The organism is Mannheimia cairinae, assembly GCF_028649535.1.
Lineage (GTDB): Bacteria > Pseudomonadota > Gammaproteobacteria > Enterobacterales > Pasteurellaceae > Mannheimia > Mannheimia cairinae.
This window is the reverse complement of record NZ_JAQSJE010000001.1, coordinates 69,267-85,361: the sequence shown is the minus strand read 5'-3', so window position 1 is coordinate 85,361 and position 16,095 is coordinate 69,267. Positions and strand designations below refer to the sequence as shown.

The following is a 16,095-nucleotide window of genomic DNA, read 5'->3' as shown; positions in this document are numbered from 1 at the left end:
GGAAAGTATATGAAACAGGCAAATAGACATAAAAAAATTCTAGCCTTAGTTAATCAGCTTGGCTATGTAAGCACAGAGCAGTTAGTTGCTGAATTAAATGTTAGCCCGCAGACCATTCGCCGAGATCTGAATGATATGGCGGAAAATAATTTAATTCTTCGTCATCACGGCGGGGCAGCAGCACCCTCAAATACAGAAAACAGCGATTACATTCATCGTAAACAATTCTTTTCGCAAGAAAAAAATGCGATTGCACATCAAGTGGCAAAATTAATTCCAAATGGAGCCTCGGTTTTCTTAGATATTGGTACAACTTCTGAAGCGGTGGCATTTGCTTTGCTTTCACATAAACATCTGAAAGTAGTAACGAATAATCTTAATGCTGCCCATATTTTGTTGCAAAATCCAGATTGTCAAGTAACCGTTGCGGGGGGGAGTTTAAGGGGAGATGGCGGAATTATTGGGGAAGAAACCGTACGTTTTATTAATCAATTCCGCTTAGATTTTGGTATTTTAGGCATTAGTGCGGTGGAGCTAGATGGCTCTATGCTCGATTATGATTATCACGAAGTACAAGTAAAACGAGCATTAATGGAATGCTCTCGACAAGTGGTTTTAGTGACCGATCACTCAAAATTTACCCGAAATGCGATTGTACGTTTAGGAAATGTTAAAGAAGTAAATTATTTGTTTACAGATACATATTTACCGTTAGAATTACAAAATCATTTAAGCCTATCAGATGTAGTAGTTAAAATTTGTAATGAATAAGGAAAAAATCTTTTCTAAAGAAAAATGGATTGCATACGCACAATTAATGCGATTTGATAAGCCCATTGGCACCTTGCTATTATTGCACCCGACCCTTTGGGCATTATTTGTCGCAGCTCAAGGAATGCCGCCTATTCCTGTTTTGGTTATCTTTATTTTAGGGGTAATTATTATGCGAGCGGCAGGTTGTGTTATCAACGATTATGCAGATCGAGAAATAGATGGGCAAGTGAAACGTACTTCATCACGTCCGCTTGCAACGGGTAGGGTATCAACGATAGAAGCAAAAGTAATTTTTTTTGTGTTGCTAGGTTTTGCTTTTTTGCTTGATTTAATGCTCAATCAATATGCGTTTCTACTTTCATTTATTGCGGTATTCCTTGCCGTTATTTACCCTTTTATGAAACGTTTTACTCATTTACCTCAAGTGATATTAGGAATGGCATTTGGTTGGTCTATTCCAATGGCATTTGGGGCGGTAAATGAAGCGTTACCGCTTGAATGCTGGTTGCTGTTTTTTGCAAATCTTGCTTGGACGGTCGCTTATGATACCCAATATGCAATGGTCGATCGTGATGATGATCTGCGAATCGGTGTGAAATCAACTGCTATTTTATTTGCTCAATATGACAATAAAATCATCGCTTTATTGCAGTTTATTACCTTGATTTTATTGGTATTATTAGGCATTGTTCAAAATTACCATATCGGCTATTTTGTTGTGCTAGCATTAAGTGCAACACTATTTATTTACCAATGTTGGTTAACTAAAAAAAGAGAACGAAGTGAATGCTTTAAGGCATTTTTAAATAACCACTATTTTGGCTTAGGCGTATTTATTGCCATTTTAGTCGGTATTTATGCTTAAATAACCTCTCTTATATTCTTCTTACAAGCGGTCAAAACTTCAGGAAATTTTGCAAATTTCTGATTAAATTTTACCGCTTGTTTCTCAATACTTTTCCGCATTTTTCTGCTATAATTACCGTAATTTTAAGGCTTTTAGCCTTTTTCATTTTTTAATAGTAGGAATAACAATGTCTGAACAAATTCAACCAAAAAATTATGATTCTTCAAGTATTAAAGTATTACGTGGCTTAGATGCCGTACGTAAACGTCCGGGAATGTATATTGGCGACACAGATGATGGTACAGGCTTACATCATATGGTGTTTGAAGTGGTTGATAATGCTATCGATGAAGCGTTAGCAGGACATTGTAAAGATATTATCGTTACTATTCATTCAGATAATTCGGTTTCAGTACAAGATGATGGTCGTGGTATTCCGGTTGGTATTCACCCAGAAGAAGGCGTTTCGGCGGCTGAAGTAATTATGACCGTATTACACGCTGGCGGTAAATTTGATGATAACTCTTATAAAGTATCGGGCGGTTTGCACGGTGTAGGTGTTTCTGTAGTAAATGCACTTTCATCAAAATTACAATTAACGATTCGTCGTGAAGGGCACGTTCACGAGCAATTCTATAGCTTAGGCGAGCCAGATGCTCCTCTCTCAGTTATCGGTAATACCGATAAAACAGGAACCAGCGTGCGTTTCTGGCCAAGTTTAGAAATTTTCAAAAATAAAACCGAATTTGAATATAAAATCCTTTCAAAACGCTTACGTGAGCTTTCTTTCTTAAACTCTGGTGTTTCTATCAAATTAGTTGATGAGCGTGACGGCAAAGAAGAGTATTTCCACTATGAAGGTGGTATCCGTGCTTATGTGGAATACTTAAACGAAGGTAAAACCCATATTCACAATACCCCATTCTATCTTTCAACCGAGAAAGACGGTATCGGGGTGGAAATTTCTCTGCAATGGAATGATAGCTATAACGAAAATGTTTACTGTTTTACCAACAATATTCCGCAACGTGATGGTGGTACGCACTTAGCCGGTTTCCGTGGGGCTTTAACCCGAGCGTTAAAAAACTATATGGATAACAGCGGTGTATTGAAAAAAGCCGATGCCAATATTGATGCTTCAGGCGATGACGCTCGTGAAGGCTTAGTTGCGGTGATTTCGGTAAAAGTACCAGATCCAAAATTCTCATCACAAACCAAAGATAAATTAGTTTCATCAGAAGTACGTGGTGCGGTAGAAAGCTCAATGAATGAAGCTCTAACAGAGTATTTAGCTGAAAACCCAGATGATGCAAAAAATATCGTCACTAAAATTGTTGATGCCGCTCGTGCTCGTGAAGCAGCTCGTAAAGCCCGTGAAATGACTCGCCGTAAAGGTGCGTTAGATTTAGGTGGTTTACCAGGAAAATTAGCAGACTGCCAAGAAAAAGATCCTGCATTATCAGAGCTTTACTTAGTGGAGGGGGACTCTGCGGGGGGCTCGGCAAAACAAGGTCGCGATCGTAAAAACCAAGCGATTTTGCCGTTAAAAGGTAAAATCTTAAACGTAGAAAAAGCTCGTTTTGACAAAATGCTGTCTTCTCAAGAAGTTGCAACCCTAATCACTGCATTAGGCACAGGTATTGGGCGAGATGACTATAATTTGGAAAAATTACGCTATCACAAAATCATTATTATGACCGATGCGGATGTGGACGGTGCACATATTCGTACCCTTTTATTAACCTTCTTCTATCGCCAAATGCCGGAGTTAATTGAGAACGGTTATATCTATATTGCTCAACCACCGCTTTATAAAGTAAAAAAAGGTAAGCAAGAGCGTTATATCCAAGATAACGATGAAATGTCGCAATATGAAATTGATATCGCATTAGAAGGTGCTGGTTTATACGTGAGTGACGATGCCCCTGCATTAAGTGGTGTGGCATTAGAAAACCTTATTTCACAGTACAATAACGTGCAAAAACTGATTGATCGTTTAAGCCGCCGTTATCCTGAGTTACTGCTAAATGAGCTTATTTACACTAAAGCATTATCAGCAGAATTTGCAAAAAATGAAGAAAATATTACCGCTTGGAATACACAATTTGTTGCCAAACTAATGGAAAAAGAAACTGGCGGAAGTTTCTATCGTGCAAATACGTTCTTTAACGAAGAACGTCAAATCTATGAACCGGAAATTATTGTTACCACACACGGTATGGATACCACTTACCGCTTAGATTATAACTTTATCAGCAGTAATGAATATGCTCGCATTGTAGCATTAGGCAATGAATTAAATGATTTATTATCAGACTCAGCCTATGTGGTACGTGGTGAACGTCGTCAAAACGTTTCAACCTTTGCTGAAGCATTAGAGTGGTTGGTGCGTGAGTCTCGTAAAGGTCTGACCGTGCAACGCTATAAAGGATTAGGCGAGATGAACCCAGAGCAGTTATGGGAAACCACTATGGACCCAGTTGCACGTAAAATGTTACAAGTAAACATTACCGATGCGATTGCAGCAGATAAACTATTCAGCACCTTAATGGGCGATGAAGTTGAACCAAGACGTGATTTTATTGAAACGAATGCACTATATGCACAGTTAGATATCTAATCGACAAAATAAAAAATGGGGTAAAGTCTAATTTAAAACTTTACCCCATTTTGTTTTTCTGTATAAGAAATTGGCGGTTACCTATATACCTTCGGTAGCGTATTTTGTACTCGCTGATAAATCTCTTTATATCTAGGTTTAAATGCCTCACATCTTTCTTTATCAACATTTGCCTTCTGATGATTTAATTTTTGATGTAGCGAATAAAAATAATTCATAGAGGATTCATCGGTTAGCATTATTTGAGAATTCTCTTCACCTAATAATTCTTTAAGTATTTGACGCTCAAAATACTGCATAGTTAGGTTTTCAGTTACACTCCAGCTATCATAAATTTTTTTATAATCTGGTTTAGCTAAATCAGGGTAAATACATTGCTCAATATTATTGAGTTGGCGAATTAAGATCTTCATATCTATTTCTGAAATCTTATATTGAGGTTCGCTTAAAGCGGTCGAATTTTCTGGATTACTTGCAAAAGCACAAGAGGTTCCAAAAAAGAGAATAATGGAAGCTTTTTTCAACATATTTACCTACTTTATCGATTAATTTAAGACCCAGACACGTCCGTAGTGTTTTAGCAACCCTGCTGTATGGCCTGCTTTATCGCCAATACCTTGATATAAATCGAAATGATGTCCTTTAACTGCACCACCAACATCAAGAGCAATCATTAAACGCATTTGATGCTTTCCAGTCCACTTGCCTTTATGATCAATAAGAGGCATTTCGACTAATAAAACACTACCAGAAGGCACAATAGTTCTATCTGAAGCAACAGAAGCTAATGGTACTAATGGTACACCCGCAGAGCCTTTTACGTCAAAAGTAGGATCTTCACGGAAGTAAACATAGGATTGGTTTCTTTCCAATAAGCCTTGTAAACGAGATGGATTATGAGCTGCCCACTGTCTAATAGCTTGAATAGACATTTTTTCTTTTGGAATTTCCCCATCTTCAACTAATAAACGTCCGATACTGGTATAACCGTAGCCATTTTTATTACCATAAGCAAAGTGACGAAGTTGCCCATTAACTTTCATAAACCCAGAACCTTGAACTTCCATTAAGAAGTTATCTAGCATTGAGTTGGAATAAGCTAGCTCTAATCCACGGCCATTTAACGCACCGGCATAAATTTCTGCTCGAGAATATTTGCGATTACCTTGTGGAATACCATAAACTGGGTGCTGAAATTCTCCTCGGCGAGTGCTACTTGCCTCTATTACAGGGATATAATAACCTGTCATTAATACATTTTGATAACCATCATCGCCACGCATTAACCGAGTATTAATACCATATTTTGCAAGATCATTAATATTTCCACCAGAGGCGATCCAATTACTCACTTTACCATAAGCAAGAGCGTGTGTATTTGCTAGGCGACTATAAGCTCGGACATTTGATAGTTGTTGTAAAAAATCACGTTGATTAACAGGTGCAGCATTTAAGCTTAAACGTCCGCTTTGAAAATGTGAACCGTAAGGCATAAATTGACGGCCACTATATTTTGCACCGAATTTTGCTTTTTCTGCTTCGCTAGAACTAGATTTACTTTTAGGGTCACTTGATGAACAGCTAACTAGAAGAGTAGTAGCAAGGCTAATTGCTGTTACTGCTAGTGCTTTTTTATATGCTTTCCAACTCATTGTAAAATCCTTGTATCAATAATCAATAAAATGTAAAAAGAACTACGAAGAATAACAAAAATAGTACTAAAATAAAACAAGAATATATTATGCTTATTTTTGCATCATTATTTGGTTTTTATACTGTTTTTGTTTTAATTTAAACCAATTAAACTAAAATCTTATAATTTTTCTTGATATAATACTGAATTACGTTATTATGAACACATCAGACGCGGGGTGGAGCAGCTTGGTAGCTCGTCGGGCTCATAACCCGAAGGTCGTTGGTTCAAATCCAGCCCCCGCAACCAAATTTCAAGCCTCGATTTTATCGAGGCTTTATTTTTGTAAAAAATAAGTCAAAAATAACCCCTTGTTACCTTTCTTTACTTTCACTCTTAGGTTTTTATCGTTACACTAATTGAAAATCCTTCAAACCGAATAAAGACTATGAGCAATATTTTAACTGTCACTCAACTAAACTATTCTGTTCGCCATTTATTAGAAATGGAGTTAAGCCAGATTTGGCTAACTGGCGAAATTTCTAATTTTAGCCAACCTGTGTCAGGGCATTGGTATCTCACTTTAAAAGATGACAAAGCCCAAGTGCGAGCAGCAATGTTTAGAATGAAAAATGCAAGAGTAAATTTTCGCCCACAAAATGGAATGCAAGTGCTTGTTAGAGCAAGTGTAACTTTATATGAACCAAGAGGTGACTATCAGCTGATTATAGAAAGTATGCAACCAGCTGGAGAAGGACTTTTACAGCAACAATTTGAACAACTTAAAGCCAAGCTAGCGGCTCAAGGATTATTCAATCAAGAACATAAAAAAAATATTCCTACCTTTGTTAAGAAAGTAGGAGTTATTACCTCTTCTAGTGGAGCGGCTTTACAAGACATTCTCAACATCTTGCAACGGCGAGATCCGAGTTTATCTGTGATTATTTACCCAACCTTAGTACAAGGCAAAGAAGCAACGCAAGATATCGCAAATACGATTGCTTTAGCAAATGCTCGTAATGAGTGCGATGTGCTTATTCTCGGGCGAGGTGGCGGTTCGTTAGAAGATCTCTGGTGTTTTAATGAAGAACTTGTAGCGTATGCTATTTACCATTCCGATATTCCTATAATTAGTGCAGTAGGCCACGAAACAGATGTGACGATTGCAGATTTTGTTGCAGCTCTTCGAGCTCCAACCCCTTCAGCAGCGGCAGAATTAATAAGCCGAGATCAAAAGGAGTTAGCTCGCCAATTAGAACACCAATTTGCCAAGGTTAATTTAGCTTTTGATCGTGTTTGGAATGAAAAAGCGGGTTTCTTTAAACAGCTAATATTAAGGTTAAATGCACAACATCCTACCCGACAAATTCAAATAAAACAGCAACAACTTCTACATATTGAATACAGGCTTGAACAAGCTCTATTTAGACTATTGTTTAACAAACAACAGACGATAAAAGAGCTTAATTTCCGTTTAGCAAACCAACATCCACAAAAACAGATTGAGCGACAGCAACAAAAATTACTACAAGTTGAACAACGTTTAAATTTGCAAATAAATCAGCTATTTATCAAAAAGCAACAACGGTGGAAAAGCTTCACGCAACGCTTTGAGCGAAATCCTTTACCTTATCAATTAAAGGAACAGCAAAATTTCTTCGCAAAATTAGCCCAACGTTTAGCATATGCAATAGAAAAGAAACAATCTTTAGAAAATCAACGTTTTCAAGCACTTTGCACAAAGTTAGATGGATTAAGCCCGTTGAAGATACTTACTCGAGGCTATTCAATTACACAAACTGAAGATGGAAAAATGCTTACCTCAACAGATAATTTAAAACAAGGAGAGAAGATTACAACACAACTAAAAACAGGAAAAATAATAAGTCAAGTAGTGGATTTTTTGTAGGGGAAATTTTGAACGCCCCGAATTTTGAAAATTAACTATATGAAAATCAGAGGGTTAAATATTTATACATAGGGTTGTTCACTTAGTTATCCACAGTTGATGTGAATAACTATTTTTGTAAAGATGAATCGAATGCCGATTTTTAAATCAACTGATTTTTATCGTGATTTTTACGCTTGCACAAGCGGTGATATTTTTCTATAATTTCGCAAAATTCAAACTGAGATATAAGACATAACTGTTCTATATCTGCATTGATATTTTTTACATTTCACTTTGCCTGAGTGACGAAATTGGTAGACGTAGCGGATTCAAAATCCGCCGGTGAATAACCGTGTCGGTTCGAGTCCGACCTTAGGCACCACAACCCTATTGTATATTGTCTTTTATTGTTGCATTTCTAGTATAACACATTGTTTTATAAGTCTTTTTTAACCTTATATTGTCTATTTTAGTTGCTTATTGTCGCACGTTTGGTGATTCCCTTATAGTGGTTATTTTTTGCCTAGGGAGCATCATTGAAATATAAACCGTTCAAACTTCAATCATTAAATGCAGACCGATTATTTTCAAAAATGAAAACAAGAGTCTCATAAATCGCTATTCTGCTATTACTTTTGAAATATTATAATTTCCCTCATATTCTTTATATATATGGAGATTATTTATGAAAACGTTTAAATACTCTTTAAGTGCTTTAACCTTAGGTATAGTCACTTTATTTACTACTGCTTGTACACCAATTAATTCAGATATGTCAGTAGCAAATAGCAATATTACAACAACCCGAATAGTAGAAAACTTGAACTATATTACTAATATACAAAATCCAGAAGATTTAGTGCAAATTCCCAATACTAAATGGCTGATTGCTAGTGGTATGACTTACAACAGCGGATTATATTTAGTTGATAGTGAAACTAAGACAGCTAAGCGTCTAATAGCCCCTAAAGCTATTGCTCCATCAGCTAAATTCCCAAATAGTGAACCGCAACCTCATGCTGATGAAATGCAAATTCACGGTATTAGTATTCGTGAAGTTGGTAAAGATAAATTTTATTTATATGCAGTTAATCATAATGGGTTTGATAAAAAAATCACACGAGAAACGATTGAGATTTTTGAGATAGATAATACAACAGCTGAGCCAGTTTTAACGTGGCTTGGCAATGTACGTATGCCTAAAGATACTATAGGACGAGATTACGTTGGAAATGCGGTAGTCTCGGGAGTAGACAGTTCAATCTATGTAACAGTGATGATGCACCCAGAACATAATTTAGATGATATGTTTGCGGGTAAAACAACAGGAGCGATCTACCGTTGGACACCTACGACAAGCAAATTTGAAAAGCTACAAGGCACTGAACTAAATGGTAACAATGGCATTGAGTTATCTAAAGACGAGAAGTTTATTTATGTTGCTCATATGCAAGGTTTAAGTAAGTTTACCAATACTAACCCAGCTAAAAAAGTTGCCACAACACATTTGGATTATGGTGTAGCAGACAATTTGCATTGGGCTGGGAATGAGCTTATTACAGCAGGTTCTATGGTAAAAACCTGTGATAAAGGGCTAACTTTTGATTGCTTAAAAGATTTTCACGTTACTAAAATTAACCCTGATAATTTGACGTTAAATCCTGTGTTTAAAGGTAAATACAATCAAGAGTTTAGTGGTGTTTCAACCGTATTAGCAGTAGGAAATACTTATTACTTAGGTTCATTCTATCGGGATAAAATGGCATATTTTGAAGAAAAATAAATAGACTAAACAGCTTGAAATATAAGCGATTTATTTTTAGAAAACCGTTTATTACTATCGAACAGTAGTGTTTGTTAGTAATGAACTGTTTTGCTTTTTATGGAGTTTAAGTTATTAATTAATGCAAAAATTTATTCCTTACTTTTTTTGCAAAAATGTCTTGAAAAACGACCGCTTTTTCCTAAATCTAAAAAACATCTTTCCAAAAATCGCTATTCTTTATTTATTTCTAAAAACCTATAATTTCTCCATTCACTTTTAACGGAGAAAATTCAATGAAAAACAGATTTAAAACTAGCCTGATTGCACTTGCATTGGCATTCACTATCAATCCACAAACTTTTGCTCAAAATACACCAAGTGAAGCTACAAAACAAAATATTGCAACGCAACAAATTCAAACCATCCGCACCCAAGACGGTCTGAATTTACACCTGCAAAAAGACATTCCGCACACCAAGCCCAAAGCCATTGTCGTGATTTCGCACGGTTTGGCGAGTCATTCGGGCGTGTTTGGCGATTTTGCCAAAACGATGAATGCAGACGACATCGGCGTGTACCGCTTTGACCACCGTGGACACGGCAAATCGGACGGACGAGACAGCATTCACATAGGCAGCTATTTTGAAATGGTGGAAGATTTGCGTCTGGTCGTACAAAAAGCCAAAGCCGAATACCCAAATACGCCCATTTTTGTACTGGGACACAGCATGGGCGGACACATCTCGGCACTGTACGGCACCAAATACCCTGATGACGTAAACGGCTTTATTTTGGCGGCAGGCGTGCTTCGTTATCATCAGATGAATTTTGGCTACCTGCCACGCCCAGAGCCAAAAGACAGTTTTGTGAGTGGGGCGGTTTCTTTAACCACGCTCAATATCCCATTTGAAGGTGTTGGCTTGTCGCTTGACAATGATCCATTGATGCTTGAAAAATTCTCGGTCTCTTTCCCCAACGGCTTTAAAGAAGGGCTTGCATACTTAAAAGACCATAGTCGTCAATTTACCGCCCCTGTGATGCTGATTAGCGGTAATAAAGATGTGTTTGTCTCGCCACAAGATGCCATTGATTTTTACAATGAAACCAAATCAGGCGATAAAAGTTTGGTATTGTACCCCAATTTTGGGCATTTACTCATGCTTGAAAAAGGCGGACAAAAAATCAATGATGACGTGGCAGAGTGGATTGGCGAGCGGGTGAAGTAAGGGCAGAAATGATGAATATTGCGGTCATTGGTATCGGGCAAATTGGCGGTACAATTGCCCAAAAACTTGCTCACGCAGGGCATAACGTCTCTATCGCCAACTCAAAAGGCGTGGACGGCGTGCGTGATTTTGCCGACAAAATTGGAGCAAATGCGTGCGATTTGGACACGGTGGGCGTGGGGGCTGATGTGCTGATTTTGTCGGTGCTAACGCCTGCTGTTGCCGATTTGCCAAAATCGCTGTGGCAAGGTTTATCGCCTGATTGCGTGGTGGTGGACACCGCCAATTATTATCCAGAATTTCGGGATAGACCGATTGACAAGATTGATAACGGCATGGCGGAGAGTGTGTGAGTTAGCCGTATTGTGGGGCGAGATGTGGTAAAAGCGTTTAATATGCTACTTGCCCATTCGCTTGCCAATCTTGGCAAGCCTGACAAAAAAGACCGCCTAGCCATGTGGGTAGCGGGCAATGATGAGCGTGCCAAAGGGCAGGTTATGACGCTGGTGGAGCAATGTGGATTTGAACCGCTTGACGGTGGCGATTTGGCAGGTTCGTGGCGACAACAACCCAATTCAGCAGGGTATTGCTATGATTATACCGCTGATGAATTATGCCAAAGCCGTGCCAAGTCCGCCCAAACGCCCACCAGCGTCCGCCAAAACCGTGCCTATGCCATCGCCGAATTACCCAAAATGACAGGGGGCGACTTTTCGCATGAGAATGTGATTCGGGCAAATCGGATTTTGAATGTGTAGTTTTAAGCACCGTTTATCATGGGATAAGCGGTGTTTTTCTTTTCAGTCTATCAGGAGACAAAATCCCCAAAAAAGAAATCTTTGCCAAGGAAAAACGTATACCAATGATTGCAGTCAATGGGCTATTGATTTTTACAACAAAACAAATTCGATGGATAAAAGCCTACGCAAACTGAAGAACGCCGTCTGAAAATGTTCCAAAGGCGTTCCTGTTTACAATCGGTTTTAAAAGTTTAAAATGTTACAAAACAACCGCTTTTTCGGAGATTTTACCTTATGCCGAACGCCATCAAAATCACCAATGCCTTTGAAAACAACCTCAAACACGTCAGCGTATCCGTTCCCAAAAATGAGCTGGTGGTGTTTTGCGGGGTGTCGGGGTCGGGCAAAAGTTCGCTGGTGTTTGATGTGCTGGCGGTGGAGAGCGAGCGGCAATGGCAGGCATCCTATCCGATGTATATCCGCAATAAAATGCCGCATTACGAACGCCCGAAAGTGGAGCGGATAGAAAGTCTGCCCCCTGCGATTGTGATCGACCAAAAACCGTTGGGCGGCAACAGCCGTTCCACCGTCGGTACGGCGAGCGACATCGCCCCATTGTTACGCCTGCTCTTTTCCCGTGCGGGCGAGCCGTCCGCCGGTGGTTCTATGGCGTATTCGCCCAACCACCCGTTGGGCATGTGTTCTGAATGTACGGGCTTGGGCGAGCGGTTGGCATTGGATGAAAACCTGCTGTTTGATACGGATTTATCGCTCAAAGACGGCGGTATTCGCTTCAGCCAGTTTCAGGCGGGCTGGCAAAGCCTGCTGTATTTTTCGCACCCAGGCTTGGACATTGACAAAAAATTAACCGATTTTTCGCCCGAAGAATGGCGGCTTTTAAAATACGGCGGTGATAATCCTGTCAAAATAGAAATCCGTTCCAATAATACGGGGCGAGTGGATAAGGTGGACTACGAAGGTGTGGTTCCCCGTTTCCGCCGTCTGTATTTAAGCCGCGACATCGGTAAATTAAAGGTGAATCTGCAAGACGAAATCCGCTCTTTTGTATCGCAATGCACCTGTGAGCATTGCGGCGGTTCGGGGCTGAACCCGCAGGCGTTGTCGTCCCGAATCAACGGTTTGAACATTCTGCAAATGCAGGCGATGTCGGTGGCGGAACTTTCGGCGGTGCTGCAAAATATCGCTCATCCGCTCGGCACGCAGTTAGCACGGCAAATGCTGGCACAGATTGAGCGGATGGTGCAGGTGGGTATCGGCTATCTTGCCCTTGACCGCAAAACCGATACGCTTTCCGGCGGTGAAGCCCAAAGGCTCAAACTCGTCCGCCATTTGGGGAGTAGTCTAAGCAATATCAGCTATATTTTTGATGAGCCTACCGCAGGGCTACATCCTTTCGACGCCGAGCGGATCGGACGCTTACTATTGGAACTCAAAGCCAAACAAAACAATGTGCTGATTGTGGAACACCACCGCCAAATGATTGAACTTGCCGATACCGTGATTGAACTTGGCACGGGGGCAGGTGCAAACGGCGGGAAAATTATTTTTGCAGGTAGCCTGAACGGTTTGAAAAACGCCGATACGCCCACCGCTGAAATGTTACGCCACCGCATTGCAATCAACGCCGCTCCTTTGCCTTTTACCGACTGTTTTGAAATAAAAAACGCCTGTCTGCATAATCTCAAAAACATCAGCGTATCAATTCCCAAAGGCGTTTTAACCGCCGTTACCGGCGTGGCAGGTTCGGGCAAAAGCACGCTGGCGTGCGTGGAACTGGCAAGCCGTTATCCTGCGGTGGTGATTGACCAAAAACCGATTGGCACCTCCATCCGTTCTACGCCTGCAACCTACACCGGCATTATGGACGAAATCCGCAAACTGTTCGCCAAAGCGGGCGGCGTATCGGCATCAATGTTTAGTTTTAACAGCCCGAAAAGCAAAAACGGCGGAGCGTGCGAAGCCTGCGGCGGCAAGGGCGAAATCGCCTACGATATGGCATTTGCCGATGCGGTAGTGGAAGTGTGCGAGCAGTGCAACGGTAAGCGTTACAACGACACCGCGTTATCCTACCGTTATCAGGATAAAAATATTATGGAAGTGATGCGTTTGACGCTGTCGGAAGCGTATGAATTTTTTGACAATAAAAAAATCCGCACCGCACTTGGAATGTTGATGGATGTCGGCTTGGGCTATCTGACGCTCGGACAACCGACTTCCACGCTGTCAGGCGGCGAAGTGCAACGCATAAAACTCGCCGGCGCATTAAACCAAACAGGCAAACTGTTTATCTTGGACGAACCAAGCACAGGCTTACACAATCAAGATTGCGAAAAACTGCTGGAATTATTGCGAAAACTGGTTGCAAACGGTAACAGCGTAGTAATGGTAGAACACCGTCCGGAACTCATCGCCCAAGCCGATTGGGTGATTGATATGGGCGAGGGTGGTGGTTCAGACGGCGGCGAAGTGCTGTTTAGCGGAACGGTGGCGGATTTGCTGGATTGCAAGCGGTCGAAAACGGCGGAGTTTTTGCGGAAAATGAGTTAACGTCAGTCTGAAATCTTTTCATTTTAAAAAATTATATTACTATAAATTGCCATTCTTGTTTTAAAAATAGAAACCTATACTCTCAGCCCATACTTTGTTATGGAGAGAAACAAAATGACTGGTTATTTAGACAACTCAAACAAATCAAACCAAACCAGCCCATTACAAAGGCAAGCATTATCAAGTCAAAGGGGCATTGCTTATTCCTGCCACACCGCAGGGGCGACAGACGGCTTTTCGCTTGCCCCAGACAGCCAAAAAGGCGTGCAGGATTTTGTGGAAAAAGTTGTGCCGATTTTGCAGGAGCGTGGTGTGTTTCATCAAGATTATGAAGGGGATACGCTAAGGGAGCATTTGGGCGTGCCTTATCAGTATGGGGTAAGGAAATAAGGGGTAAAATAAAAAAACACCGTTTGTAAATTGCAAGCGGTGTTTTTTTATTGGAACTTTGGAAAATGATTTTTCAGGCTGTCTGAAAATATATATTTCCATATTTGAAAATCATCTTCCCATAAATCGCCATTCTTATCCTAATTTCAATACATTAAAATATGTCCGTTCCATTTCATAAATAAGGTAAAAAAATGACCAAACAAATCCAATTTACCAAAACAGGTTCGCCTGATGTCTTGCAAATCGTTGATGTGGCAGTTCCTGCACCAAAAGAAAATGAAGTACAAATCCAAATCCAAATCCAAGCCATAGGCTTAAACCGTGCCGAAATGATGTACCGAGAAGGGGCGTATGTGATTGACCCTGTATTCCCTGCGACTTTGGGTTATGAAGGGGCAGGCGTGGTTGTGGCTATTGGCGAGGGTGTGAACGAAGTTGCCATTGGCGATAAGGTCAGCATTATTCCGTCTTTTATGTTTACCGAATACGGCACTTACGGCGAGATTGTTAATATGCCCAAACACGCAGTCGTCAAGCACCCTGACAATCTGACAATGGAACAAGCGTCCGCCAGTTGGATGGCGTTTGTTACCGCTTATGGCGGACTGATTGAGTTTGGCAAAATGCAAAAAGGCGATGTGGTGGTGCTGGGCGGTGCAACCAGTTCGGTTGGTTTAGCCAGTATCCAAATCGCCAAAATGCAAGGGGCAACCGTGATTGCCTTATCTCGCACCCACGCCAAAGGCGATGTGCTTTTGGAAAAAGGAGCGGATTTTGTGATTGCCACAAGCGAAGACGATGTAACCGCCCAACTTCTTAAAATCATAAATGGCAAAGGCGTGAATGTGGTGTTTGACCCTGTGGGCGGGCAAGAAGCGTCCAAAATTTTTCACGCAATGGCACAAGACGGTCGCTACATCATTTATGGGGCGTTAAGCCACGATGATATTGCCGTACCAGTCTTTCCGATTTTGGGTAAGCATTTGACCGTGCGAGGTTATGAACTCTTTGAAATTACCACCGTACCTGAAAAATTGGCAATGGCGAAACAATTTGTCTATGACGGCTTGGCAAACGGTCAATTACGCCCTGAAATTGACAAAATCTTTGCCTTTGATGAAATGGTTAAAGCCCACGAATATATGGCAAGCAATCAGCAGATTGGGAAGATTGTGGTGAAGGTTTGATTGTTTTAAGGTAAATATGCCGTCTGAAAATTGATTTCAGACGGCGTTTTTGTTTTCAGGCTGGCTGAAACTAGCGATACTGCTCACCCCATTCGCATAAATTATCCAAAATCGGCATTAAAGATAATCCCTTATCCGATAAGCTGTATTCCACTTTGGGCGGGATTTGGGGGTATTCGGTGCGGATAATCAGTCCGTCATTTTCAAGCTCTTTTAGCGACTGGCTCAATGTTTTGACCGAAATTTTGCCGATTTTGCGTTGTAATTCATTAAATCGCATATTGGGCGGATTCAGATAAAGCCAAAACAAAATCACCATTTTGTATTTACCACCAATGAGCGATAAAGCATAGCCAAAGCCTGTTTCATCAAGCGAGCTGATGTTTTGGTAATGGGGTGCGTTGAGCATTGACACTTTCCTTTGGGTTAGTATGTTACCAAAAGTCCTGTA

The 16,095-nt window shown here is 40.5% G+C and carries 14 protein-coding genes and 2 tRNA genes; 13 read left to right on the top strand and 3 right to left on the bottom strand.

What is annotated here, in order from left to right:
* The first annotated feature begins 9 nt into the window (after window positions 1–9).
* The 3 genes from PTQ27_RS00400 (at window position 10) to gyrB (ending at window position 4,241) form a co-directional block, all read left to right on the top strand.
* Window positions 10–771: a DeoR/GlpR family transcriptional regulator gene (locus tag PTQ27_RS00400; RefSeq protein ID WP_273748581.1), complete on the top strand. Its 762-nt coding sequence runs from the start codon at window positions 10–12 to the stop codon at window positions 769–771.
* Window positions 764–1,639 (top strand): 4-hydroxybenzoate octaprenyltransferase, encoded by an 876-nt coding sequence (gene ubiA / locus PTQ27_RS00395; RefSeq protein WP_273748582.1) that lies wholly within the window; start codon window positions 764–766, stop codon window positions 1,637–1,639. Before PTQ27_RS00400 ends, ubiA begins: the two co-directional genes overlap by 8 nt.
* A gap of 169 nt (window positions 1,640–1,808) precedes the next feature.
* Window positions 1,809–4,241 carry a DNA topoisomerase (ATP-hydrolyzing) subunit B gene (gyrB, locus tag PTQ27_RS00390; RefSeq protein WP_273748583.1) on the top strand — a complete coding sequence of 811 codons (2,433 nt, stop codon included), beginning with the start codon at window positions 1,809–1,811 and terminating at the stop codon, window positions 4,239–4,241.
* Window positions 4,242–4,318: 77 nt separating this feature from the next.
* On the opposite strand, the gene PTQ27_RS00385 is transcribed toward gyrB, so the two are convergent.
* The gene (locus tag PTQ27_RS00385; protein WP_273748584.1) at window positions 4,319–4,768 is read right to left on the bottom strand and encodes a DUF5358 family protein; all 450 of its coding nucleotides are present in this window, start codon (window positions 4,766–4,768) and stop codon (window positions 4,319–4,321) included.
* An 18-nt stretch (window positions 4,769–4,786) separates the two neighbouring features.
* On the bottom strand, window positions 4,787–5,893 hold the full coding sequence (gene mltA, locus PTQ27_RS00380) for a murein transglycosylase A (protein WP_273748585.1): 1,107 nt from the start codon (window positions 5,891–5,893) through the stop codon (window positions 4,787–4,789).
* Between the two features lie 213 nt (window positions 5,894–6,106).
* Here mltA and PTQ27_RS00375 point away from each other — a divergent pair.
* The 10 genes from PTQ27_RS00375 (at window position 6,107) to PTQ27_RS00330 (ending at window position 15,644) form a co-directional block, all read left to right on the top strand.
* Window positions 6,107–6,183: transfer RNA gene (locus PTQ27_RS00375), tRNA-Met, on the top strand.
* A 139-nt stretch (window positions 6,184–6,322) separates the two neighbouring features.
* Window positions 6,323–7,783, top strand: a complete 1,461-nt coding sequence (xseA, locus tag PTQ27_RS00370) for an exodeoxyribonuclease VII large subunit (RefSeq protein ID WP_273748586.1) — start codon at window positions 6,323–6,325, stop codon at window positions 7,781–7,783.
* A gap of 278 nt (window positions 7,784–8,061) precedes the next feature.
* Window positions 8,062–8,147, top strand: a tRNA-Leu gene (locus tag PTQ27_RS00365).
* 303 nt (window positions 8,148–8,450) lie between these two features.
* Window positions 8,451–9,548, top strand: coding sequence for an SMP-30/gluconolactonase/LRE family protein (locus PTQ27_RS00360; RefSeq protein WP_273748587.1), 1,098 nt, complete (start codon window positions 8,451–8,453; stop codon window positions 9,546–9,548).
* Between the two features lie 275 nt (window positions 9,549–9,823).
* Entirely contained in the window at window positions 9,824–10,756 is a 933-nt protein-coding gene (locus tag PTQ27_RS00355) for an alpha/beta hydrolase (protein WP_273748588.1), read from the top strand.
* Window positions 10,732–11,109, top strand: a complete 378-nt coding sequence (locus tag PTQ27_RS00350; RefSeq protein WP_273748589.1) for an NAD(P)-binding domain-containing protein — start codon at window positions 10,732–10,734, stop codon at window positions 11,107–11,109. Before PTQ27_RS00355 ends, PTQ27_RS00350 begins: the two co-directional genes overlap by 25 nt.
* Window positions 11,110–11,121: 12 nt before the next feature.
* Window positions 11,122–11,514: an NADPH-dependent F420 reductase gene (locus PTQ27_RS00345; RefSeq protein WP_273748590.1), complete on the top strand. Its 393-nt coding sequence runs from the start codon at window positions 11,122–11,124 to the stop codon at window positions 11,512–11,514.
* 276 nt (window positions 11,515–11,790) lie between these two features.
* On the top strand, window positions 11,791–14,064 hold the full coding sequence (locus PTQ27_RS00340) for an excinuclease ABC subunit UvrA (protein WP_273748591.1): 2,274 nt from the start codon (window positions 11,791–11,793) through the stop codon (window positions 14,062–14,064).
* Window positions 14,065–14,178: 114 nt separating this feature from the next.
* Window positions 14,179–14,454 (top strand): hypothetical protein, encoded by a 276-nt coding sequence (locus PTQ27_RS00335; protein ID WP_273748592.1) that lies wholly within the window; start codon window positions 14,179–14,181, stop codon window positions 14,452–14,454.
* A gap of 194 nt (window positions 14,455–14,648) precedes the next feature.
* Window positions 14,649–15,644 carry a zinc-dependent alcohol dehydrogenase family protein gene (locus PTQ27_RS00330; protein ID WP_273748593.1) on the top strand — a complete coding sequence of 332 codons (996 nt, stop codon included), beginning with the start codon at window positions 14,649–14,651 and terminating at the stop codon, window positions 15,642–15,644.
* 70 nt (window positions 15,645–15,714) lie between these two features.
* On the opposite strand, the gene PTQ27_RS00325 is transcribed toward PTQ27_RS00330, so the two are convergent.
* The gene (locus PTQ27_RS00325) at window positions 15,715–16,053 is read right to left on the bottom strand and encodes a winged helix-turn-helix transcriptional regulator (protein ID WP_273748594.1); all 339 of its coding nucleotides are present in this window, start codon (window positions 16,051–16,053) and stop codon (window positions 15,715–15,717) included.
* Window positions 16,054–16,095: the final 42 nt, after the last annotated feature.

Bases quoted from the DNA above. Each gene is read 5' to 3' on its own strand.
- PTQ27_RS00400 (WP_273748581.1), top strand. From the start codon at position 10: ATGAAACAGGCAAATAGACATAAAAAAATTCTAGCCTTAGTTAATCAG.
- ubiA (WP_273748582.1), top strand. From the start codon at position 764: ATGAATAAGGAAAAAATCTTTTCTAAAGAAAAATGGATTGCATACGCA.
- gyrB (WP_273748583.1), top strand. From the start codon at position 1,809: ATGTCTGAACAAATTCAACCAAAAAATTATGATTCTTCAAGTATTAAA.
- PTQ27_RS00385 (WP_273748584.1), bottom strand. From the start codon at position 4,768: ATGTTGAAAAAAGCTTCCATTATTCTCTTTTTTGGAACCTCTTGTGCT.
- mltA (WP_273748585.1), bottom strand. From the start codon at position 5,893: ATGAGTTGGAAAGCATATAAAAAAGCACTAGCAGTAACAGCAATTAGC.
- xseA (WP_273748586.1), top strand. From the start codon at position 6,323: ATGAGCAATATTTTAACTGTCACTCAACTAAACTATTCTGTTCGCCAT.
- PTQ27_RS00360 (WP_273748587.1), top strand. From the start codon at position 8,451: ATGAAAACGTTTAAATACTCTTTAAGTGCTTTAACCTTAGGTATAGTC.
- PTQ27_RS00355 (WP_273748588.1), top strand. From the start codon at position 9,824: ATGAAAAACAGATTTAAAACTAGCCTGATTGCACTTGCATTGGCATTC.
- PTQ27_RS00340 (WP_273748591.1), top strand. From the start codon at position 11,791: ATGCCGAACGCCATCAAAATCACCAATGCCTTTGAAAACAACCTCAAA.
- PTQ27_RS00335 (WP_273748592.1), top strand. From the start codon at position 14,179: ATGACTGGTTATTTAGACAACTCAAACAAATCAAACCAAACCAGCCCA.
- PTQ27_RS00330 (WP_273748593.1), top strand. From the start codon at position 14,649: ATGACCAAACAAATCCAATTTACCAAAACAGGTTCGCCTGATGTCTTG.
- PTQ27_RS00325 (WP_273748594.1), bottom strand. From the start codon at position 16,053: ATGCTCAACGCACCCCATTACCAAAACATCAGCTCGCTTGATGAAACA.